General features: G+C 32.1%; 19 protein-coding genes and 2 tRNA genes (1 of these 21 cut by a window edge). 1 reads left to right on the plus strand and 20 read right to left on the minus strand.

Translation table 11 applies throughout. The features are described 5' to 3' along the window. The 18 genes from VCM48_RS07010 to VCM48_RS07095 all read right to left on the minus strand — a co-directional run bounded on the left by VCM48_RS07010 (position 1) and on the right by VCM48_RS07095 (position 18,806). Complete coding sequence (locus VCM48_RS07010) at positions 1-873, minus strand: methionyl-tRNA formyltransferase (protein WP_482272108.1); 873 nt, start codon at positions 871-873, stop codon at positions 1-3. Between the two features lie 4 nt (positions 874-877). After that, positions 878-1,747, minus strand: a complete 870-nt coding sequence (gene rfbA / locus VCM48_RS07015) for a glucose-1-phosphate thymidylyltransferase RfbA (protein WP_482272109.1) — start codon at positions 1,745-1,747, stop codon at positions 878-880. A 6-nt stretch (positions 1,748-1,753) separates the two neighbouring features. Further along, positions 1,754-2,800 carry a dTDP-glucose 4,6-dehydratase gene (gene rfbB / locus VCM48_RS07020; RefSeq protein WP_482272110.1) on the minus strand — a complete coding sequence of 349 codons (1,047 nt, stop codon included), beginning with the start codon at positions 2,798-2,800 and terminating at the stop codon, positions 1,754-1,756. A 422-nt stretch (positions 2,801-3,222) separates the two neighbouring features. Next, on the minus strand, positions 3,223-4,494 hold the full coding sequence (locus tag VCM48_RS07025) for a nucleotide sugar dehydrogenase (protein WP_482272111.1): 1,272 nt from the start codon (positions 4,492-4,494) through the stop codon (positions 3,223-3,225). Between the two features lie 17 nt (positions 4,495-4,511). Continuing rightward, positions 4,512-5,615, minus strand: a complete 1,104-nt coding sequence (locus VCM48_RS07030) for a Wzz/FepE/Etk N-terminal domain-containing protein (RefSeq protein WP_482272112.1) — start codon at positions 5,613-5,615, stop codon at positions 4,512-4,514. 13 nt (positions 5,616-5,628) lie between these two features. Continuing rightward, the gene (locus tag VCM48_RS07035) at positions 5,629-8,073 is read right to left on the minus strand and encodes an SLBB domain-containing protein (protein WP_482272113.1); all 2,445 of its coding nucleotides are present in this window, start codon (positions 8,071-8,073) and stop codon (positions 5,629-5,631) included. Between the two features lies 1 nt (position 8,074). Continuing rightward, the gene (locus VCM48_RS07040) at positions 8,075-9,091 is read right to left on the minus strand and encodes an NAD-dependent epimerase (protein WP_482272114.1); all 1,017 of its coding nucleotides are present in this window, start codon (positions 9,089-9,091) and stop codon (positions 8,075-8,077) included. After that, positions 9,091-10,416 carry a UDP-glucose dehydrogenase family protein gene (locus VCM48_RS07045; RefSeq protein WP_482272115.1) on the minus strand — a complete coding sequence of 442 codons (1,326 nt, stop codon included), beginning with the start codon at positions 10,414-10,416 and terminating at the stop codon, positions 9,091-9,093. Before VCM48_RS07045 ends, VCM48_RS07040 begins: the two co-directional genes overlap by 1 nt. A gap of 37 nt (positions 10,417-10,453) precedes the next feature. Continuing rightward, the gene (locus tag VCM48_RS07050) at positions 10,454-11,386 is read right to left on the minus strand and encodes a Gfo/Idh/MocA family oxidoreductase (protein WP_482272116.1); all 933 of its coding nucleotides are present in this window, start codon (positions 11,384-11,386) and stop codon (positions 10,454-10,456) included. Then, the gene (locus VCM48_RS07055) at positions 11,386-12,666 is read right to left on the minus strand and encodes a nucleotide sugar dehydrogenase (protein ID WP_482272117.1); all 1,281 of its coding nucleotides are present in this window, start codon (positions 12,664-12,666) and stop codon (positions 11,386-11,388) included. Before VCM48_RS07055 ends, VCM48_RS07050 begins: the two co-directional genes overlap by 1 nt. A gap of 106 nt (positions 12,667-12,772) precedes the next feature. Beyond that, positions 12,773-12,847 (minus strand) — tRNA-Val (locus tag VCM48_RS07060). Between the two features lie 28 nt (positions 12,848-12,875). Beyond that, positions 12,876-12,950: transfer RNA gene (locus VCM48_RS07065), tRNA-Val, on the minus strand. A gap of 69 nt (positions 12,951-13,019) precedes the next feature. Continuing rightward, a complete protein-coding gene (locus VCM48_RS07070; protein WP_482272118.1) occupies positions 13,020-14,228 on the minus strand; it encodes a bifunctional folylpolyglutamate synthase/dihydrofolate synthase in 1,209 nt (402 codons plus the stop codon). A 31-nt stretch (positions 14,229-14,259) separates the two neighbouring features. After that, positions 14,260-15,078 (minus strand): energy transducer TonB, encoded by an 819-nt coding sequence (locus tag VCM48_RS07075; protein WP_482272119.1) that lies wholly within the window; start codon positions 15,076-15,078, stop codon positions 14,260-14,262. Next, a complete protein-coding gene (locus tag VCM48_RS07080; protein WP_482272120.1) occupies positions 15,079-15,471 on the minus strand; it encodes an ExbD/TolR family protein in 393 nt (130 codons plus the stop codon). It abuts the gene before it with no gap. Then, positions 15,471-16,154: a MotA/TolQ/ExbB proton channel family protein gene (locus VCM48_RS07085; RefSeq protein ID WP_099213912.1), complete on the minus strand. Its 684-nt coding sequence runs from the start codon at positions 16,152-16,154 to the stop codon at positions 15,471-15,473. The genes VCM48_RS07080 and VCM48_RS07085 overlap by 1 nt, the downstream gene beginning before the upstream one ends. A 175-nt stretch (positions 16,155-16,329) precedes the next feature. After that, positions 16,330-17,556 carry a Glu/Leu/Phe/Val dehydrogenase dimerization domain-containing protein gene (locus tag VCM48_RS07090; protein WP_482272121.1) on the minus strand — a complete coding sequence of 409 codons (1,227 nt, stop codon included), beginning with the start codon at positions 17,554-17,556 and terminating at the stop codon, positions 16,330-16,332. A 179-nt stretch (positions 17,557-17,735) separates the two neighbouring features. Continuing rightward, on the minus strand, positions 17,736-18,806 hold the full coding sequence (locus VCM48_RS07095; protein WP_482272122.1) for an anhydro-N-acetylmuramic acid kinase: 1,071 nt from the start codon (positions 18,804-18,806) through the stop codon (positions 17,736-17,738). 93 nt (positions 18,807-18,899) lie between these two features. On the opposite strand from VCM48_RS07095, the gene VCM48_RS07100 reads away from it, so the two are divergent. Next, entirely contained in the window at positions 18,900-20,042 is a 1,143-nt protein-coding gene (locus VCM48_RS07100) for an acyl-CoA dehydrogenase (protein ID WP_482272123.1), read from the plus strand. Positions 20,043-20,090: 48 nt separating this feature from the next. Here the strand turns inward: VCM48_RS07100 and VCM48_RS07105 are convergent, their stop codons facing one another. Together VCM48_RS07105 and VCM48_RS07110 are read right to left on the minus strand one after the other, a co-directional pair. Further along, a complete protein-coding gene (locus VCM48_RS07105) occupies positions 20,091-20,879 on the minus strand; it encodes a tRNA pseudouridine synthase A (RefSeq protein WP_482272124.1) in 789 nt (262 codons plus the stop codon). Position 20,880: 1 nt separating this feature from the next. Next, on the minus strand, positions 20,881-21,993 hold the 3' portion of the coding sequence (locus tag VCM48_RS07110) for an acetate/propionate family kinase (protein WP_482272125.1). It continues 69 nt past the right edge of the window; 1,113 of the gene's 1,182 nt are visible here — the last part of the coding sequence; the start codon falls outside the window, past its right edge; its stop codon occupies positions 20,881-20,883.

Genomic DNA, 21,993 nt, shown 5'->3' on the forward strand with positions numbered 1-21,993 from the left:
TTATTCTAATCTCATTCTTAATTTCTTAAATTCATAAATTTGAGAATTTACCTCTGCTTTATTTATTATAATCGCACCAGAGCCACAGATAACTACAGGTTTTTCTTTTTTATACATTATTATTTTCCCTGGATGAATTAATTCAAAGTTTAAGTCTTTTATAACATCTACATCTATTATCGTAATAACTTTATCTTTTACATATGTTTTAGCTCCTGAATATGGGTAACCAACGGCATCAACAAACCTCTTAATACTATCTGCACTTTTATTCCAATCTATGAAGTAATCCGTGTTATCTCTCCAAACGCTATATGTAGCAATTTCTTCATTTTGTTGGTATGATTTTATAGTATGACCATTATGTATTTTTTCCACCAAATTAATAAAAACCTCTCGATAACCTGCAGAAATAATATCAATGGCTTTTTTTATTTTTATAGGATAACTTATTCTTACTTTATACTGATCAATAATAGCTCCTTTATCCATTTCATCTGTAGCATACAGAGCTGTCACGCCAATTTCTTCTTCTCCATTTATCAACATATTTACAAGAGGAGAAAAACCTCTATACCTTGGTAAAATTGAGTCGTGTAATACTATTAATTTTTCTACATTATAAATCAGCCTCCTCCACCCAATCGCTATTCCATAATCAACATCTATCTCTTTAAACTCTATTCTTTTAAAAACAGGTATTTTACGTTTAACACATATTTCCTTCATTTCTTCATAATAATCCTCTGCATTTCCTTCATCTCTATCAAGAATTACGAAAAAATTTATATGTCGAAAATATACTTTTGAGTCTATAATTAACTTTAAACACTCATAACCTTTTTTATTTAATAAAAACAGTGCTAATTTCATAACGTTAATTCAAAAGTGACTTCAAGTACTCAAAGTAATCACCTTTCATGCCTTCTACTTGTTGTTGTAATTGTATTCTTGTAATCCATTTGTAGTGTAATGCTATCTCCTCTAAACAAGCTATTTTAAGTCCTGTACGCTTTTCTACCGCTTTTACAAACTCGGTAGCTTCGGTTAAGGCTTCATGAGTTCCGGTATCTAACCATGCAAATCCCCTACTTAAAATTTGCATTTTAAGTTCTTCTTGTCCTAAATAGGCTTGATTTACTGAAGTAATTTCTAATTCCCCTCGATGAGAAGGTTTTACTTCCTTTGCGATATTAATTACAGAGTTTGGATAAAAGTACAAACCAACCACCGCAAAATTCGATTTTGGTTCTTTTGGCTTTTCTTCTATACTTATCACATTTTTATCGGCATCAAATTCAGCTACTCCATAACGCTCTGGATCATTTACATAATTACCAAAAACAACTGCTTTTTGCTCACCTTTAACCGTCTGTACAGCTTCACTTAATAGTTTTTGTAAACCTGCTCCGTAAAAAATATTATCTCCCAATACTAAACAAACATCTTCATCTCCAATAAAATCTTCCCCTATAATAAAAGCTTGTGCCAAACCATCAGGACTTGGTTGCTCTGCATAACTCAACGCAATTCCTAACTGGGAACCATCTCCTAATAAACGTCTAAAATTAGGCAAATCATGAGGCGTCGAAATAATTAAAATTTCTTTTATCCCCGCTAGCATTAATACCGACAAAGGGTAATAAATCATTGGTTTATCGTAAATAGGTAGTAGTTGCTTACTTACAGACAGGGTTAATGGGTGTAACCTTGTTCCTGAACCTCCTGCTAATATTATTCCTTTCATGCTTTTTTATTTATATTGTTTTTGATAATACTCTTGGTATACTCCACTTGTTACATTTTCCATCCATTCTTTGTTCTCTAAAAACCAATCAATTGTTTTTGCTAAACCTTCTTCAAATGTAACTGTTGGAGACCACCCCAATTCTTCGTTTATTTTAGATGCATCAATTGCATATCGCAAATCGTGTCCTGGACGGTCTTTAACATAGGTAATTAGTTTTTCACTTTCTCCCTCTAACCTTCCCAGTTTCTCATCCATTTGTTTGCAAAGTAGTTTTACTAAATCGATATTTTTCCACTCATTAAAACCGCCAATATTATAGGTTTCATGATTTATACCTTTGTGGAATACCAAATCAATCGCTATCGCATGATCTATAACATACAACCAATCTCTTGTGTAATTTCCATCGCCATACACAGGCAATGACTTCTTATTAATAATGTTATTGATAAATAGAGGAATTAATTTCTCCGGAAAATGATTGGGTCCATAATTATTAGAACAATTAGAAATGACAAATGGCATACCATAGGTTTCCCCATATGCTCTTACAAAATGGTCTGAACTTGCTTTAGAAGCTGAATAAGGAGAATTAGGATCGTATGAAGTACTTTCTTTAAACAAACCTGTTTCTCCTAATGAGCCATACACTTCATCTGTACTTATATGGTAAAAACGTTTATCCTCCCAATTATTTTGCCATAAGTTTTTAAATGCATTTAGCAAAATCATTGTTCCTAAAATATTCGTTTTCGCAAAAGCTAATGGGTCAGTAATTGAACGATCTACATGTGATTCTGCTGCTAAGTGAATAACTCCATCAAACTTGTAAGTTGTAAAAATCTTGTTAATAAAAGTTTCATCTGTAATATCACCATGTAAAAAAGTATAGTTTGGAGATTCCTCTATATCTCTTAAATTCTCTAAATTACCTGCATAAGTTAAAGCATCCAAATTATAAATATGATAATTTGGGTATTGTTTTACAAAACGTCTTACAACATGACTCCCTATAAAACCTGCTCCTCCAGTAATTAATAAATGCTTCATTTCTTTTTGCTTCTTAATTTATATGAACTGTTAACTTACTTTTATAACATAAAAACTATTAGTCTTTTTATTAACTCGATATTACGTATGTTTACTACAACTTCAATTGACTCTCTTACTTATCACAAGCCAAATCTAATTGCTTTTTTGGTTTCTTTGAAAACTTTTCGTTTGTAATGCATTAAATCTAGTTTCTTCTCTATTTATTATAATAAAACGATAGATACGCGGTCTGTGAGGTCGTTTCATCAATTGATAAAAATTAATGAATTCACATACTTTAAATTATAATTAATCTGAAATTTTGTGTTTTCTCTAAGATACACCTTACTTTTCTATACTACAAAATACAAGATAATGTATCAGTTTTCTCAAAAAACAATTACCCCTATCTTATATCCTATGAATATAAAATTTTTCGTTTATAACCTCCAATTTGGATTCTTTACAATTCCTTTTATATCCATAATAACAGGGCTCTCTTTTGATATTTTTTTATAATCATCTTCGGTTAACTCCTTAAACTGTTTATGAGCAACTGCAACAATTATAGAATCATATTTTTTTATTGACTTAAAAGGACTTTCAATTACCTCGTAATTATAATTACTATTATTTCCATTAGGTTCTACCCAAGGATCATACACGTCTACATTACATCCATAAGTCTGTAATTCCTTTATAATATCTACAACCTTTGTGTTTCTCATATCTGGACAATCTTCCTTAAAGGTTAGTCCTAAAACCAAAACATCTGATTTATTAATCTTCTTATCATTGGCTATCATTACTTTTACCGTATTCTCAGCAATGTACTTTCCCATTCCATTATTAATTTGTCGAGCATCTAAAATAAGGTTTGGTTTGTATCCTAATTCTTCTGCTTTAAATGTTAAATAATAAGGATCTACACCTATGCAATGTCCCCCCACAAGACCTGGTGATAGTTTTATAAAGTTCCATTTTGTTGCTGCAGCTTCTAAAACTTCATTTGTATCAATTTTCATTGCATCAAAAATCAATGCAAGTTCATTAATTAAAGCTATATTAACATCTCTTTGGGTATTTTCGATAACTTTACTTGCCTCTGCTACTTTAATACTTGACGCTTTGTGAGTCCCAGCTACAATTATTGACTTGTATAGTTCATCAACTTCAGTAGCCACTTCTGGCGTTGACCCCGAAGTTACTTTAAGTATTTTTGTTACTGTATGCTCTTTATCTCCTGGGTTTATCCTTTCAGGGCTATAGCCACAGAAAAAATCTTTATTAAACTTTAACTTTGAATGCTTTTCAAGTTCTGGTACACATACTTCTTCAGTTACTCCAGGATAAACAGTTGATTCATAAATTACAATATCTCCTTTCTTTAAAACACTTGCAACTAGTCCAGAAGAGTTTATCAAAGGAGTTAAATCAGGACGATTGTTACTATCAATCGGCGTAGGAACTGTTACTATAAAAATTGAACAATCTATGGTTTCCTTTATGTTCGATGTATATTTTATACATTCTTTAACATTATCTAACTGATTTTTTTCTAACTCTAAGGTTCTATCATAACCTGTTTGCAATTCTTTGATTCTTCTCTCATTAATATCAAAACCTACAACTTTAAACTTCTTTGCTGCAAATGCGTTTGCTAAAGGTAGCCCTACATAACCAAGCCCAACTACACATATTTTTTTACTCATTTTAATTATTTGATAAGTTATATACTATCTTTTTCATCGGTATTCAAATTACTAATCCATTTTTTACCTAAAATAAAAACCAAACCTAAAACACCTCCCAAAAACACCCAAACAAGAATAATTAAAGCTTTTTTGGGCTTTGATTTATCAACAGGTACACTTACTGGTTCTATCACAGTAAACACTGGTGTGTTTTCTTTTATTTGAATTTTTTGAGTCTCTAATTGCTTTGCCAATTCGGAATACAAACTGAACGCTAAATTATACTCTGATTCTATTCTTTTTAAATATGATTGAGAACGTGAAGTAATTAACCCTTGATTTCTATCTCTATAACTAGCCAATGTGGCTTGTTTTTTTTCAAAATCTAATTTTACTTCATCATAGCGCTGCTGTATAAAATTCAATTCTTGCTGTGCTTTTTCTATCTTAAAACTTGTGATAGCTTCTTGCAATATCGTTTGCGCTTTTTTTGTCATTTGAGCAGCTGCCAAGGCTTCTGGCATAGAAAACGATATTTCAACAAAACCATCCCTTGTATTGTTCTCTATTACTAATTGTTTTTGTATTTTCTTAAATAGCTTATATTCATTTTTAGTAATTCGGTAGATTGAATCGTTACTTATCTCTATAACAATAGCCTCTTTATCACTTTTTAAAAGCTTGATAATCTTTCCTGGTAAACCTATGGTATATTCTTTAATAGCAGTAAGTAAATTAAATTTTGTGTATTTTTCATAATACTCTTGATAAGTCACCTCCTTTTCAACATTGGAAAATTTTAATGATGCTTGCAATAGTTCTCTCTGAAAAGGTACACTTTGTGCTATTTTTGGATATAAAGTAGGAGGGATACTTTCAGTAGCTGCTCCTCCACCTAAATTAATTCCTGCCATGGCTGCTAACCCCCCTAAATTCCCTCCGAATTTTGAACCACTTGTTTGCGGCACTACTATTGTAGAGGCTGTATATTCTTTAACCGAAAAAACTGCTATGAACAACCCTATTAATCCAAAAACAACAAGGAATTTGACAACTGTTTTTCTAGCCTCCCATATGGTATTAAATAACTCTAATAAATCTATATCCTCTTGAGAACCTTGTTTAACTTTATTTTTCATATCTTCTATAAAGTTATTTATCTGTTAATGATTTTACCAACACTCCCAATGTTGCTAATCCTGTTGTGATAGCTATTACTTGTTGCGTCGTCACTTTATTTCTTACCTCTGGTTTTTTTGGTACTAGAATAACTGCTCCAGGTTTAACATCTGGATACGATTTAAAAAATAAAAACTTTTTGGTTGTTCTAATATCTCCATTTGCATACACTACATATGCTCTACTCTTTTTTGCATTTGCAGAAAACCCTCCTGAGCTTTCTATGTAATGCTTAAATGATTTACCTTTTTCGTATCTCACCAATGATGGTGATAATACCTCTCCTTCAACCTTCACCGTTTGTCTTTCAGAAGGGATAAATAGCTCGTCTCCTTCCTCTAAAATTATATCATACTTTGATTTTTTTTCTCCTGAGGCTAATATTTTTTGTAACTCTATTCCAATCTTAAAATCTTTCTTCTTCTTTAAACGCTCTTCAACATTACTAGATAATGAATCTCTTTGGGCAAAGTCAGCTATAAAGTCTGATTGCTTTTCATCTTCCTCTTCGTTATTCTTTCTAGTTAAAAAGGCTCCTTCTACGTATGCATATTTTGTTAAACCTCCAGCTTGTTCTATTAAATCAGAAATTCTTTGATTTTTTTGACCAATTGAATATTCTCCTTCAAAATTAACTTCTCCAGTAATAGTTACTGTTTTTTGTTCTGTATAACCTTTTAAATACCTTACAGAAACAATATCAAATGGTTTTAACACAAAATCATTTAAATGATCAGTACCTAAATTCTTACTTGTACTTAAATCAAAGTTTTCACTAACAGTTTCAAAACTTCCATCTTTCAATCTTCTAGATACATCAATCATACTTGCATCCGCTCCATCTTTCAATCCTCCTGCCAACACTATTAAATCCTCAACACGCATTCCTTTCATGAAATCAAACTCTCCTTCTTTATTCACTGCTCCATTAATAGTAATAAACTCTTTCTCTTTTAATTCTTCTTTTGTAAAAATATAAATACTATCACTTTCTTTTAATAGTATATGCTCTCTATTTTCCATTGCTTTTCTCGGAGAGAAAGATAATGTTTCCTTATCACTTTTATCGTGTGTTCTTACAATAATCCCTCTATCTAAAAAAGCTTCTTTAGTCACCCCTTCAGCTTTTAACAACAAATTAGAAGCCGTCATTCCTTCTTTATATTCGTAGTTACCGGGTTGAAAAACAGCCCCTCCAACACTTACTCTATTCAAGAACTCATCTACTATTTCGTTTACTTTGATATAATCTCCATCTTTTATTTTCACTGAATCAAAATTATCTTGTGAAACCTCCACAATCTCTTTTTGAACCCCTTTAATTCTCTCTATGACAATTTTTTGTCTATACGCATTTGAGGTGAAGCCACTACAATAATTTAATAAATCTTTTACACTTTCTTCTGTTTTCATCTCAAAAATACCCGGTCTTTTAATAGCTCCTTCAATAGTAATTTTACTTTCATATGGTCTTACTATTATGACATCTTGATCTTGAACCGTTATATTTCCTTCTTCTGAACCATTAACTAGAAACTGATAAAAATCAAAATCAGCTTCCTTCACCCCTCTTCTAAAAAGTTGAATTCTTCTAAAAGTACCATTCTTTGTTGGTCCTCCTGCTGCATACAAGGCATTTAATACTGTGGATAAAGCACTAACTGAATATGATCCAGGAACCTTTACTTCTCCTACAATATTTACTTGTACATTTCTTACTTCTTTTATAGAAATAGCAATATTAACCTTATTATAACTATTTGAAGAAGCTCCTATTCCCGCATAGATTCTTTTTAAATAATTTTTAATTTTAGATTTTGCAGCACTAACTGGTAATCCAATTAATTGAATATAACCAACACCTTCCACATTTATTGCTCCCTGTTTGTTTACTTTTTTCTCATAATTTACCTCTGCGGCTCCCCAAAGATCAATTGAAATAACATCTCCCGTACCTATTATGTAGTTTTCTGGGGTAGCTATATTTAAATTTGGTGTAAACGAAATATTTGGATTATTAAAAAAAACATACCCAAAGAGTTCTTCCTCTTTTTCTTCTTTTTTTTCTTCTCCTGTTAATCCAAAAAGAAGTTGGGTACTATCACCTTCTTCTAAACTATCATCTTGACTTTCCTCCTCTTTATTTAATGGTTTATTTTTAAGCGTCTCTATTCTTTCTCTAAGCTTTTGAGCTTGTAATTCGGACATTCCTCTAGTTTTTGCTATTGCTAAAGCTTGATCTAAAGTGTATCCTTCTTGTTTTATTTTTTCCCAATATTTAGCTACTTGCTCATCAGATAAATCATCAACTTCAATTTGACTCATTTGATTCTGAATATTTTGGGCTTGTCCCTCAGTACTAGCTAACACCAAAAAAGTAGCTAGAAATATTTGCAGTAAAACTCTTTTAAATAACATTTTAACTTTCAATGTAAAAATCTTTAAACCAATTAATAAACTCTTTTATTCCTGTACTTAAACTTGTATTAGGACTATAATTATAATCTTTAATTAATCCCTCAACATTTGCCCAAGTTTTTTTCACATCTCCCATCTGCATGGGTAACATTTCTTTGGTAGCTTCTTTTTCTATACTCATTTCAATCTGAGTAATAAAATCTAGCAACTTTATAGAATCATTATTCCCTATGTTGTAGATTTTATACAAGTCTCTTTCTTCAACAGGCTTCTCAATTACTCTTTTTACTCCTTCTACAATATCATCTATATAAGTAAAATCGCGCTCCATATCTCCATTATTAAACACTTTGATTGGACGATCATTTGAAATGGCATCGGCAAATAGTATCGGTGCCATATCTGGTCTTCCCCATGGTCCGTATACTGTAAAAAAACGTAATCCTGTTGTTGGTATTTTATATAAATGACTGTAAGTATGTGCCATCAATTCGTTACTCTTTTTTGTTGCAGCATACAAACTTACAGGGTTATCAACTATATCTTCTTCTGAAAAAGGCACATCTTTATTTATTCCATAAACGCTTGAACTACTTGCATATACTAAATGTTTAATCTCATGATGTCTACAACATTCTAAAATATTCAGGAAACCAACAATGTTACTTTGAATATATGCATCAGGGTTTTCAATACTATAACGAACCCCAGCTTGTGCTGCTAGATTACATACAACATCAAAGCTCTCAATAGTAAATAACTGAAACAATTCTTTTTTATCTTCTAAGTTTAGTCTGATAAACTTGAATTTTTCATTAGTACTACTAATTATTTCTTTGTAGTATACCTCAACGCTTTTTCTTTCAACTCCTAACTCTTTTAATCGAGCATATTTTAAATTGACATCATAATAATCGTTGATATTATCTATTCCTACAACTACGTGTCCTAATTCTAATAGTTTTTGACTTAAATGAAATCCAATAAAGCCTGCTGCTCCTGTAACTAAAATTTTCATTAGTTTTTTCCTATTTGATAATATTCAAATCCTTTTTCTTCCAATCCATAGGTAGTATATTGATTTCTTCCATCAAAAATAACTGGTGTTTTCAGTTGTTTTTCAATCTCAGAGAAATCTGGAGAACGGAACTCTTTCCATTCCGTCAGTAAGATCAACGCATCCGCATTATCTAGCACCTCGTATTTTGCATTTTTATAATCAATATTCTCTACATCTTTTAAATAAAAGTGCTGTGCCTCTTCCATAGCCTTAGGATCATATGCTTGTACTTTAGCCCCTCTTTTTACTAGTTCTTTTACTACATAAATTGCTGGTGCTTCACGCATATCATCTGTCCCTGGTTTGAATGCCAATCCCCATAAACCAAAAGTCTTCCCTGATAAATCTTCTCCATATTTATTGATGATTTTTTCAGAAATCACATACTTCTGACGGTTGTTAACGTCTTCTACCGACTTAATTAACTGTGCATCATACCCGTTTTCTTCCGCTATTTTCTTCAGTGCTTTTACATCCTTAGGGAAACAAGACCCTCCATATCCTGCTCCAGGGTAAATAAAACTATAACCAATTCTTGAATCTGAGCCAATTCCTGCTCTAACATTATTTACATCAGCTCCTACTCGCTCACAAATATTTGCCATTTCATTCATGAATGATATTTTTGTTGCTAGCATTGCATTTGCTGCATACTTAGTCATTTCCGCTGAGCGAACATCCATAGCAATAAAACGTTCATGCGACATCGTAAAAGGCGTATACAATTCACGCATTTTGTCAAAAGCGTAATCAGATTCTGCTCCTATTACCACTCTATCAGGTTTCATAAAATCATTGATTGCATCTCCTTCTTTTAAAAATTCAGGATTCGACACTACATCAAATTTAATCGTTGCGTTTCTTTTATCTAATTCTCCTTGTATTGTCGCTTTTACTTTATCCGCTGTTCCTATTGGTACAGTAGATTTATCAACAACAATCAATCTGTCATTCATCTTCTGACCAATCTCTTTAGCTACTGCTAACACATATTGTAAATCAGCTGATCCATCTTCACCCATTGGAGTTCCAACTGCTATAAAAACAATTTCAGATTCTTCGATTGCTTCTTCTAATTTAGTAGTAAAGAATAGATTCTGCTTTTCTACATTTTTTAACACCATTTTTTCTAAACCTGGTTCGTAGATAGGAATAATTCCTTGATGAAGTTTATTTATTTTTTCTTGATTAATATCAACACAAGTTACCTTATTCCCCATTTCTGAAAAACAAGTTCCCGACACTAACCCTACATATCCTGTTCCAATAACAGTTACCTTCATTTCTTTTTACTGTTTTATTTTTATGCAAATATATATATTACAAAAGATAATGCTTCTCTCCCGTATTTATTAACTCAGAATTACGAATGTCATGGACTATTTCTATTGATTGTCTTGCTTCTTGCAAACCAAAACCATTACCTTTTAATATCTCTTGATAACTTATAGTATGAAGATCCGTAAAACCTGAACTAAATTCAATCTCTTCTCCGTTTACTGTAATAGAACGATAAGTTCGTTGCCCTTTTTCTTGAATCTGTTTCGGCAAGGTGGTCTCATCAATTGATAAAAACCAACGTACACGTGCTTTCTCAAACTCTAAATAGCCTGACGCTTTATGTTTTTCTCTTAGATGAACTATATTCTCTTGAACACTTCCAAAAATCCAAGAAAGCATATCAAAAAAGTGAACTCCAATGTTAGTCGCTATTCCTCCTGACTTACTTTCGTCTCCTTTCCAAGAAATATCGTACCAATTTCCTCGTGAAGTGATATAGGTTAAATCCACCTCATATTTCTCCTTCTTTTTTTCTTTATCTATTTTATTTTTAAGCGCAATAATACTTGGGTGTAATCGCAACTGAAGTATTGTATGAATTTGGTTTCCTGATTCTTTCTCTATTGCTTCTAAAGCGTCTACATTCCATGGGTTCAACACCAAAGGTTTTTCGCAAATCGCATCAGCTTTTCTTCGGAGCGCCATTCGAATATGAGAATCATGTAGATAATTTGGAGTACATATACTCACATAATCTAGTTGAATATTTTGTTGTCTTTTTAGTTTCTCTATATGACGATCGAAACGTTCAAATTCCACAAAAAAATCAGCTTTAGGAAAGTAACTATCCATAATACCGACGCTATCGTTTTTATCCAACGCAGCAATCAGGACATTATTTGTATCCCTAATCGCTTTTAAATGACGTGGAGCTATATAACCCGCTGCTCCTATGAGTGCAAAATTCTTCACTATAAACTTTTATCTACTATTTTTTTTAACAATACTCCTTTCACATCATACACCACAGACTCTTTCTTTTTTAAAGAAACAATATCTAACTCTTTATATTCATTATGTGCTACTGTTAACACAATAGCATCATACTTTTCTGTTGGTAATTCCTTTGTTGATTGCAATCCATATTCTTTTTCAACTTCATCAATATTTGCCCATGGATCATAAATTATCACATTTGCTCCATACTCTTTTAATGAACGAACGACATCCACCACTTTGGTATTGCGAACATCTGGGCAATTCTCTTTAAATGTAATACCTAAAACTAAGACATCAGCATTTTTTATTTTGATATCACGACTTATCATTAACTTGATTACTTGAGAAGCCACATACTCTCCCATTCCATCATTCATTCTTCTACCTGCAAGAATAATCCCTGGATGATACCCTAATTCTTCCGCTCTCTGTACCAAATAATATGGATCTACTCCTATACAATGCCCTCCTACTAGTCCTGGTTTAAATGGCAAAAAGTTCCATTTGGTTCCTGCCGCCTCTAATACTTCTTGAGTATTGATATTCATAAACCCAAAAATCTTCGCTAATTCATTCACAAAAGCTATATTAATATCTCGTTGCGAATTTTCAATTACTTTTGAAGCTTCTGCTACTTTTATACTAGAAACCAAATGAGTCCCTGCTGTAACAACTGAACTATATAATTCATCAACAAAATTAGCTACTTCAGGAGTTGAACCTGACGTTACCTTTAAAATATTCTCTATAGTATTCTTTTTATCTCCTGGATTTATTCGCTCTGGAGAATAGCCTGCAAAAAAGTCTTTATTAAATTTTAGTCTAGATGTTTTTTCTAAAACAGGTACACAAACTTCTTCTGTAACTCCAGGATATACTGTTGATTCATAAATAACAACATCACTCTTCTTCAAAGCCCTCCCTACAGTTTCACTTGCATGTATTAAAGGTATCAGTACTACTCTATTATTTTTATCTACAGGTGTAGGGACTGTTACTATGAAAACAGTACAATCTTTAATATCATCAACTTCAGATGTACAAAACAGCCCATTTTTTTTAGTCTCTTTGCTTCGTATGACAGACAACAATACTTCGGAATCTACCTCATTAGTAACATCTATGCTTTTATTTAGCTCTTGTACTCTTTTTTTGTTTATATCAAATCCAACTACAGAATATTTTGTAGCAAACAACCTCGCTAATGGCAACCCTACATACCCTAACCCTATTATTGCTATTTTCTTATCCAATACGTAGTCCTTTAAAGATTTTTCAAGTTCACAAAACTACAAAAAATAGCACGAACAAAAGCTTATAAAACAAAAAAGTCTCATCTAAAAAGATGAGACTTAACAGTGGGCGCGAAGGGATTCGAACCCCTGACCCCTTGGGTGTAAACCAAGTGCTCTGAACCAACTGAGCTACGCGCCCGTTTGCAATTAAACCTTTGTAAGAGTTGTGGGCGCGAAGGGATTCGAACCCCTGACCCCTTGGGTGTAAACCAAGTGCTCTGAACCAACTGAGCTACGCGCCCTTACTTGTTAATTGCGGGTGCAAATATATAACAGTTTTATAAATTAACAATAACTTTTTTTATTTTTTTCTATAAAATTTCTGCAACCACAAATGTACTTCCACCTACATAAATCACATCTTCTTTTGAAGCATTTACCTTTGATTTTTCAAAAGCTTGATTTACAGAACTAAACATCTCTCCTTTTAAACTAAACACACTTGCTTCCTCTAGTAATTCGCTTGCAGATAATCCGCGAGAAATATTTGGTTTACAGAAATAATATTTTGCTTTTTGAGGAAACATTGGTAAAATTTCACTTAAATTCTTATCTGAAACAACTCCTAAAACAATATGCAACTGCTTATATTTTTCCTTTTTTAACTGTTGTAATGTATAAAACAATCCTTCTTTATTATGTGCGGTATCAAAAATTATTTTCGGATGTTCTTGTAACACCTGCCAACGCCCTTTCAAATTAGTGTTTTTTACCACCTTCGATAATCCGTTTTTTATATTTTCTTCAGAGATAGCAAACCCTTTTAGTTGCTGAATGGCTTTTACTGCTGTTTTTACATTATTTTTTTGATAATCACCCAATAAATCAGTTCTATAATATTGCTCTTCATCCGAAGCAAAAATAATTGAAGAGCTACATTTTTCTACTTTAGCAATAAAAACGTTTTCTATTTCTTTTTGACGTTCACCAATAACCACAGGAATACCTTTTTTAATAATCCCTGCTTTTTCAAAAGCTATTTCTGTTAAAGTCTCTCCTAAAAACTGTGTATGATCTAACCCTATATTAGTTATTACCGAAACTTCTGGTGTAATTATATTGGTTGAATCTAATCTTCCCCCTAAACCGACCTCTATAACGGCCACATCTACTTTTTTATTTGCAAATTCTTCAAACGCCATACCAACAGTCATTTCAAAAAAAGACAATCCTTGTTTTTCTAGAAAGTTTTTATTTTTTTCTATAAACTCGATTACAGCTTCTCTTGAAATTTCTTTTCCATTAATTCGGATACGCTCTGTAAAGTTTTTTAAATGTGGTGAAGTATACAATCCAACTTTATAACCTGCTTCTTGCAATATAGAAGCTATCATGTGACTCGTAGACCCTTTCCCATTAGTTCCTCCAACATGAATCGTCTTAATTTTTTTTTGTGGATTATCAAGCTCTTCACATAGTGCAACGATATTGGTTAAATCTTTTTTTAATGCTGTTTGCCCTTGACGTTGATACATTGGTAACTGGGCAAACATCCAATCTAATACTTGTTGATAAGTCATCTTCATGTCTTAGTGTAAAAAATAGATATATTTACTTTGAAAGAGAAAACTTGTAGATAATTGTTCCTCGTTGTTTTGATGGTGCATTTCCATCTGCATTCCATTTTGTTTTCAATGCTGCCTTTTTTGCCGCATCGTATAAACATGATGCTGAATTTGTAGTTCCTCGAGCTCCTGGAGTTGCTTTAGTTACTTGTCCAATTTGATTTACTTCAATACTTACCACTACCGTACCTTCTTCTTGACAGTCAGGTTTTTGAATAGGTTTTGACAAAGCTTTTCTTCCTGCAAGGTTATAATTACCTCCTGAACCACTTCCTGAATTCCCATAATATTTATCTGAATTTGGGTCTCCATTTTCATTTCCTTTAACTCCCGATTGTTTATCATCTCCTTCACCAGAGTTTGCTCCATCTTTTGATGTTCCATTTAACAAACTATTTAAAGCATCAGTTGTTTCTTTTGATGGTTTTGGCTTTGGCTTCTCTTTAGGCTTTACTTCTTTTGGAGTCTCTTTTACAGCTTCTTTCTTTTCTACTTTTTTTTCAACCACTGGAACCTCTTCCGCTGTGTCATCTGTAATAATTTCTTCTTTTATTGTTTCTTCCGGAGTTTCTTCTACCAGCTCTTCAACAATTTCTTCTTGCTTTGGAGTAGCTTGCGATTTTGTTTTTTCAACAGGCTCACCACTCCCCACTTCAGAAGTACCAAAATTAATCGCTAAACCATATTCAATAGGCGGGTCGAGATATTTCATTCCGTAATTGAATATCCCGATTATTAATAATATCAGAATAATTGCTGTTATCACAGCTGATTTACGTTTATGTTGTGTATCTAAAACTGTCATTTATTTACCTTTAACAGCCAAAATCATTTTTAACTTGTTTCTATTAGCAATATCAATTACCTGCATTACATTTTTATACTGCACATTTTGATCACCACGAATAACTACTGTTTTCTTTTTATCAACACCTACTTTAGTTAACAGCTCCCTTTCTAAATTTACCTTGCTTACTTTTGTTTTATCTATATAAAATGACGCATCATTTGTTATGGTTACTGCTACTGATGTATTGTTTTCTGTTTTACCTCCAGCTTTTGGCAACAAAACATCAATTGCACTCACTGTTACAAGTGTAGATGTTAACATAAAAAATATCAATAACAAAAAAACAATATCAGTCATTGACGACATATTGAAATTTGGATTGACTTTATTTCTTCCTCGTAAATTCATTATACTGGCTCGTTTAATAAGTCTAAAAACTCAACAGACTTTGCTTCCATTTGATAAACTACCTTATCTGTACGAACTACTAAATGGTTGTAAGCGATATATGCTATAATTCCAACTATTAATCCTGCTACAGTAGTTGTCATAGCTGTATACAAACCGTCTGATAACATCTTAATATCAATTTGTCCTCCTGAATTTGCTATTTCATGAATCGCAACAATCATTCCAATTACAGTCCCTAAAAAACCTATCATTGGAGCGGCACCAGCAATTGTTGCTAAAACTGAAACATTTCTTTCTAACTTATACACTTCAAGTTTCCCTGCATTTTCTATTGCTGTATTAATATCTTCTAAAGGTTTTCCTATTCTAGAAATCCCTTTTCCAATTAACCTTGCCGTTGGTGTAACTGTATTATCACAAAGCGATTGAGCACTATCTATTCTTCCGTTAGTTACATGATCTCTAATTTGGTCCATGAAATTAACATCAACTTTTGATGCTTCTTTAATAGCAAAAAAACGTTCAAAATAAATATAAAGAGCTACGGCTAATAAAACGAATAACAAAGCAATAATGATTTGACCGCCTACACCTCCATCCATAATTAAATTATAGATTGATAAAGTTTTTTCTTGAGGTACCTCCTCTACCAACTCCTGAGTTTCTTGAAATAATAGCATGAATACTAAATTAGGATTTATATTATGTTTTCGCTATTTAACTAACGATTTCTTTTATTTAAAATTGTTTGATATAAAAAGTCTTCCTTACTTTTAACAATGAAGGAAGACTTTTACTTTTATTATACTTGATTAATCAAAAACAGCACTTTTGTAATCATAAAAACTAATAGGTTTATACTAGTTCTTTTAATGCAATTTCAAAAGCTGTTTCACTTATTTGAGTTTTTGCCGCACTTTTAGCATGTGTTCTTTGTAAAGCTTTTTTAATAGTATTTGAAGTATCTTCAAAAATAGCTTGATCTGTCATTTCTACTCTACGCTCCATAAAGTAAGCAAATACCCTTGCCATACCACAGTTTGAAATAAAGTCTGGAATTAAACTTACTTTCTTATCCGTGTCCTCCATAATAGAACCAAAGAAAATTTCTTTATCTGCAAACGGAACATTTGCTCCACATGAGATAACTTCTAACCCTGAGTTAATCATGCTATTAATTTGGTCTTGAGTAACTAGCCTTGAAGCTGCACATGGTGCAAAAATTTCACATGGCAAGTCCCAAATACGTTCGTTAATTTCTTCAAAAGGAATCATGTTTTCAGAAACTAAAGTATTACCGTCTTTGTTTAAGAACATTTCTTGAATTTCTTCAAAAGAGAATCCTTCTTCTTTAATGACTCCCCCAACACGATCAATTATACCCACAACTTTAGCCCCCATTTGCGCTAAATAATAAGCTGCTGCTGAACCTACATTACCAAAACCTTGTACTACTGCTCGCTTTCCTTCTACTGTTCCTCCATAAATATCATAGTAATGACGAACTGCTTCAGCAACACCATATCCTGTAATCATATCAGCTACGGTATATTTTCTAGCAATATTTGGCGATAAGTTTTCGTCTTCTAAGACCTTGATAACCCCGTGACGCAATTGACCAATACGATTAATTTTGTCTGCTTCAGTAGGCTTAAAATGTCCATTAAAAACACCTTCTTGCGGGTGCCAAACACCACTATCTTCTGTGATTGGAATTACTTCATGTATTTCATCAACATTTAAGTCTCCTCCTGTTCCATAATAGTTTTTTAATAATGGAGCGACAGCTTTATACCAACGTTCTAAAACTCCTTTCTTACGAGGGTCTTGTGGATCAAAATTAATTCCTGATTTTGCTCCTCCAATTGCAGGTCCAGATACTGTAAACTTCACTTCCATCGTTTTAGCAAGTGACATTACTTCATATTTATCTAATCCTTTACGCATACGTGTACCACCTCCAGCAGCACCTCCTCTTAATGAGTTTATTACAGTCCAACCTTCAGCTTCTGTTTCAGAGTCTTTCCAATTAAATACTATTTCTGGTTGTTTTGCTTCGTATTGCTTTAATAATTCTTTCATTGTTTAATGTTATAATAGATGATTTTCAACTTTACCTGTTTCTTTTTCATATTCAAAAAATTCGTTGTAATTATTCCCCTAAGGGGAGCTAAAGTTGATTCATTATAATATAGGTTTTAGTGTGTAGTTGTTACCGAACAAATTTATTATAAAAAACAACATTACTCAAATACTTTAAATTATTTCTGCGGATAAAAAAAATTACCTGAAGAATGGTCTTTTTTTGCTCCAGTTACTGATTGTAAACAATTTACTTTTTCTTGTTTTTTCAACAACCCTAAAAACGCAAAAACTAATGCTTCTTTGTAGTTGATTAACCCATCATCAACCATTGGTACTGTTTTTTTTATATAAAACTCTATTCTATTTATAAGAAAACTATTGAAAGCTCCTCCTCCAGTTACTAAAACCGTTGCTTCATTTTTATCACCTATTACTTTACCTATTTGTATTGCTGAATGTTCTACAAAAGTTCTTAAAATAGTAGGTATTTCTGTTTCTTCTTCATCTATTAAAGGAAAAATAGTTGATTGTACCCATTCTAAACCTAAAGATTTTGGTGGTAATTGAGTATAAAAAGGAAGACTATTTAGATTTTCTAATAATTTTATATTTATTTCTCCTTTTGAAGCTACAATTCCTTTATCGTCAAAATCAAGTCCCAATTTTCTAGTATAATGATTCAATACAATATTTACAGGGCAAATATCAAAAGCTATTCTTTCTTTATTTTTTTCATAGGAAATATTTGCAAACCCACCTAGGTTTAGACAATAGTCATAATCTACAAACAATAACTTATCTCCTATAGGCACCAAAGGAGCTCCTTGTCCTCCAAGTTCTACATCTTGAGTTCTGAAGTCACAAATAACTTCTTTTTTAGTAATATTTGCTATTTCTTGGCCATTACCTATTTGTAAAGTTATTCCTACTTCTGGTTTATGTAAAATAGTATGTCCGTGAGAAGCTATAAAATCTAATTTTAAAATGTGATGTTCAACTATAAAATTACTTAATACCTTTCCTAGGAGTTTACCATATTCAACGTCTAAAACCTGTAAATATTTCTCATCATAATTAATTGCCTCTTGCAGTTTACTTTTCCATTCATTAGAGTATGATATTGTATCTGCTTTTAAAATTTTAAAATCCTTGTATAATTTTTTGTGTATTTTAATGTATGCTAAATCTATTCCATCTAAAGAAGTTCCAGACATTAACCCAATACAATAAATATAGTTGTCTTGCATAAAGTAAAAATAGTAAGTCTATTGAAAAATTGCTATTAAAAAAGTATCTTTGAGCACATTTTTTACGAATTTAACAAAATATAAAAATAGATAATGGATTTTAACCTTACAGAAGAGCATTTAATGATTCGTGATGCTGCACGTGATTTTGCTAAAACCGAATTATTACCTGGAGTTATAGAAAGAGATGAAAAACAAGAGTTTCCTAATGAACTGGTTCGCAAAATGGGTGAATTAGGGTTTATGGGAGTAATGGTAGATCCTAAATACGGAGGGAGTGGAATGGATGCCGTTTCTTACGTATTAATTATGGAAGAATTATCTAAAATTGATGCTTCTGCTTCAGTAATGGTTTCTGTAAACAATTCATTAGTATGTTATGGTTTAGAAGCTTATGGTACCGAGGAACAAAAACAAAAATATTTAACAAAATTAGCTACTGGTGAACAAATAGGAGCTTTTTGTTTAAGTGAACCAGAAGCGGGGTCTGATGCTACCTCACAGGCAACTACTGCAGAAGACAAAGGTGATTACTACTTATTAAATGGTACTAAAAACTGGATTACTAATGGTGGTCGTGCAGATACTTATTTAGTAATTGCACAAACTGACAGAAGTAAGGGACATAGAGGAATCAATGCTTTTATTGTTGAAAAAGGTATGGAAGGTTTCCACGTTGGACCTAAAGAAGATAAATTAGGAATCCGTGGTTCTGACACACATACATTACAGTTTAACGACGTAAAAGTTCCTAAAGAAAACCGCATTGGTGAAGATGGTTTCGGATTTAAGTTTGCAATGAAAACGTTATCTGGTGGACGTATTGGTATTGCTGCTCAAGCTTTAGGTATTGCTTCTGGAGCATACGAATTAGCTTTAAAGTATTCTAAAGAACGTAAAGCTTTTGGTACTGAAATTTGTAACCACCAAGCAATTGCTTTCAAATTAGCTGATATGTATACAGAGATTACTGCTGCTCGTCATTTAGTAATGGCTGCTGCTTGCAAGAAAGATGCTGGTGAAAACTACGATCGTGAAGGAGCTATGGCTAAATTATATGCTTCTAAAGTAGCAATGGAACAAACTGTTGAAGCAGTTCAAATTCATGGAGGTAATGGATTCGTTAAAGAATACCATGTTGAGCGTTTAATGCGTGATGCTAAAATTACTCAAATTTATGAAGGAACTTCAGAAATTCAGAAGATTGTAATCTCAAGAAGTTTAATTAGAGATTAATTCTAATTAAACATATATTAAAAAATAAAGCATGTCAATTGACATGCTTTATTTTTTGAATTCTACTTTATACAAGTGTAATCCTGAGGCTGGTGCGATAGTTTTCATAAAGTCTATATCGCTATTTTCAGGACTCAGACTTTTTTTGATAAACTCCAAATCATAATTTCCTTTACCTAATTCAGCCAAAGCTCCCATAATCAAACGAATTTGATTACGTAAAAACCCGCTCCCTCTAATGATTAAAACATAGCTTTTCTCAGGAAAAAAAGAGGCTGACAATTCTGTATTCTCTTCAATTCTACAAACATCAATCGTACGTTCTAGTTTCGTTTCTGGTGAAGGTTTTGTACAATAATGCTTAAAATTATGAAAACCTTCAAAAAGTTGTGCGCCTTCTTTAATTAACTCTATATTTAATTTATCTAAATACCCTGTTAAAAAAGGAGCACAATAAGGATGGTTTTTCTCTCCAAAAGAAAAGTAATAACGATATTCCTTAACTTTCGGATGTTGAATAATATTAAACTCTTCATCATGAAGTTGCTCCATAGCTAACACTCGAATGTCTGAAGGTGAATTCCTATTAAAATCTTCAATAAAGAAAGGTTCTTCTAATTTTTCGTCAATAAACAACTGAAAGTAATAATCGGTAGATGATACTTTTGCATCTGTTCTCCCAACTCCTACTGATTTACAACGAATTCCTTTACACACGAACTTTAATGTTTTATCAACAAAAAAATGAACTGTTTTTAAATTTGGTTGTTTTTGCCAACCGTGTAAACGAAATCCTAAATATTGAAATCGAACTAAATAAGCATATTTATAATTCATACTACAATAACTCGTACGATTGTTTTGCGATTTCTAACTCTTCATTTGTTGGAATTACCAATACTTTTACTTTAGAAGTTTCTTTGTGAATCTCAGTTAACTTTTTCGCTCTAATAGTATTCTTTTCATTATCCAATTCAATCCCCAAATATTCCATATCTGTACAAACTAATTTTCTAATCACGTCAGAATTTTCACCAATTCCAGCCGTAAACACAATCGCATCTAAACCATTCATCGCCGCAACGTACGAACCTATGTATTTTTTTATTCTATAAGCATTCATATCCAGTGCTAACTGACAATTTTCATCTTCTTTTGCTGCCGCTGCTTCGATATCTCGTAAATCACTAAACCCAGTTAAGCCTAACATTCCGCTTTCTTTTTGTAACATGTTGTTTACATAATCAGCATCATATCCTAAGTTGTTTATCAAATAGAAAATCAAAGAATGATCAATATCTCCAGAACGCGTTCCCATGATTAAACCTGTAACTGGACCAAACCCTAAACTATGATCAATACTTTCCCCATTTTTTATTGCAGTCATACTACACCCATTTCCTAAATGAATGGTAATAATTTTTGAATTTTCTTTTTTAAGATATTCATTTGTTTTTTCCGACACATATTTATGACTAGTTCCATGAAAACCATATAAACGAATTCTATGATCATCTAAAAATTTATTAGGAATCGCATATTTGTAAGCTTCAACAGGTATGGTTTGATGAAATGCTGTATCAAAAACAGCCACTTGTTGTGCATTTTTAAAAATGGATTCAGATACTATAATCCCCTCTAAGTTTGCCGGGTTATGTAGGGGAGCTAACGAAAATAACGATTCTATTTTCTTTTTAACTTCATCAGTAACTATAGCTGTTTTTGTAAATGTGCTTCCACCATGTACGACTCTATGTCCTACAACTTTAATTTCATTGGTAGAAGAAATTACTCCTACTTTTTCATCCAATAATAAATCAACTACTTTCTCTAAACCTGATTTATGATCTTTAATTACTACTTCTTCTTCAATTTTATCATTGTTTGATTTATAGTGAACTTTTCCTATTTCTAAACCGATTCTTTCTATCATACCTGAACAAAGTACTTC

It is taken from the genome of Tenacibaculum sp. DPLXC6 (assembly GCF_056815515.1).

Coding starts and splice junctions, on each gene's coding strand:
- VCM48_RS07010 (WP_482272108.1), bottom strand. CDS start 873: ATGAAATTAGCACTGTTTTTATTAAATAAAAAAGGTTATGAGTGTTTA.
- rfbA (WP_482272109.1), bottom strand. CDS start 1,747: ATGAAAGGAATAATATTAGCAGGAGGTTCAGGAACAAGGTTACACCCA.
- rfbB (WP_482272110.1), bottom strand. CDS start 2,800: ATGAAGCATTTATTAATTACTGGAGGAGCAGGTTTTATAGGGAGTCAT.
- VCM48_RS07025 (WP_482272111.1), bottom strand. CDS start 4,494: ATGAGTAAAAAAATATGTGTAGTTGGGCTTGGTTATGTAGGGCTACCT.
- VCM48_RS07030 (WP_482272112.1), bottom strand. CDS start 5,615: ATGAAAAATAAAGTTAAACAAGGTTCTCAAGAGGATATAGATTTATTA.
- VCM48_RS07035 (WP_482272113.1), bottom strand. CDS start 8,073: ATGTTATTTAAAAGAGTTTTACTGCAAATATTTCTAGCTACTTTTTTG.
- VCM48_RS07040 (WP_482272114.1), bottom strand. CDS start 9,091: ATGAAAATTTTAGTTACAGGAGCAGCAGGCTTTATTGGATTTCATTTA.
- VCM48_RS07045 (WP_482272115.1), bottom strand. CDS start 10,416: ATGAAGGTAACTGTTATTGGAACAGGATATGTAGGGTTAGTGTCGGGA.
- VCM48_RS07070 (WP_482272118.1), bottom strand. CDS start 14,228: ATGACTTATCAACAAGTATTAGATTGGATGTTTGCCCAGTTACCAATG.
- VCM48_RS07075 (WP_482272119.1), bottom strand. CDS start 15,078: ATGACAGTTTTAGATACACAACATAAACGTAAATCAGCTGTGATAACA.
- VCM48_RS07080 (WP_482272120.1), bottom strand. CDS start 15,471: ATGAATTTACGAGGAAGAAATAAAGTCAATCCAAATTTCAATATGTCG.
- VCM48_RS07085 (WP_099213912.1), bottom strand. CDS start 16,154: ATGCTATTATTTCAAGAAACTCAGGAGTTGGTAGAGGAGGTACCTCAA.
- VCM48_RS07090 (WP_482272121.1), bottom strand. CDS start 17,556: ATGAAAGAATTATTAAAGCAATACGAAGCAAAACAACCAGAAATAGTA.
- VCM48_RS07095 (WP_482272122.1), bottom strand. CDS start 18,806: ATGCAAGACAACTATATTTATTGTATTGGGTTAATGTCTGGAACTTCT.
- VCM48_RS07100 (WP_482272123.1), top strand. CDS start 18,900: ATGGATTTTAACCTTACAGAAGAGCATTTAATGATTCGTGATGCTGCA.
- VCM48_RS07105 (WP_482272124.1), bottom strand. CDS start 20,879: ATGAATTATAAATATGCTTATTTAGTTCGATTTCAATATTTAGGATTT.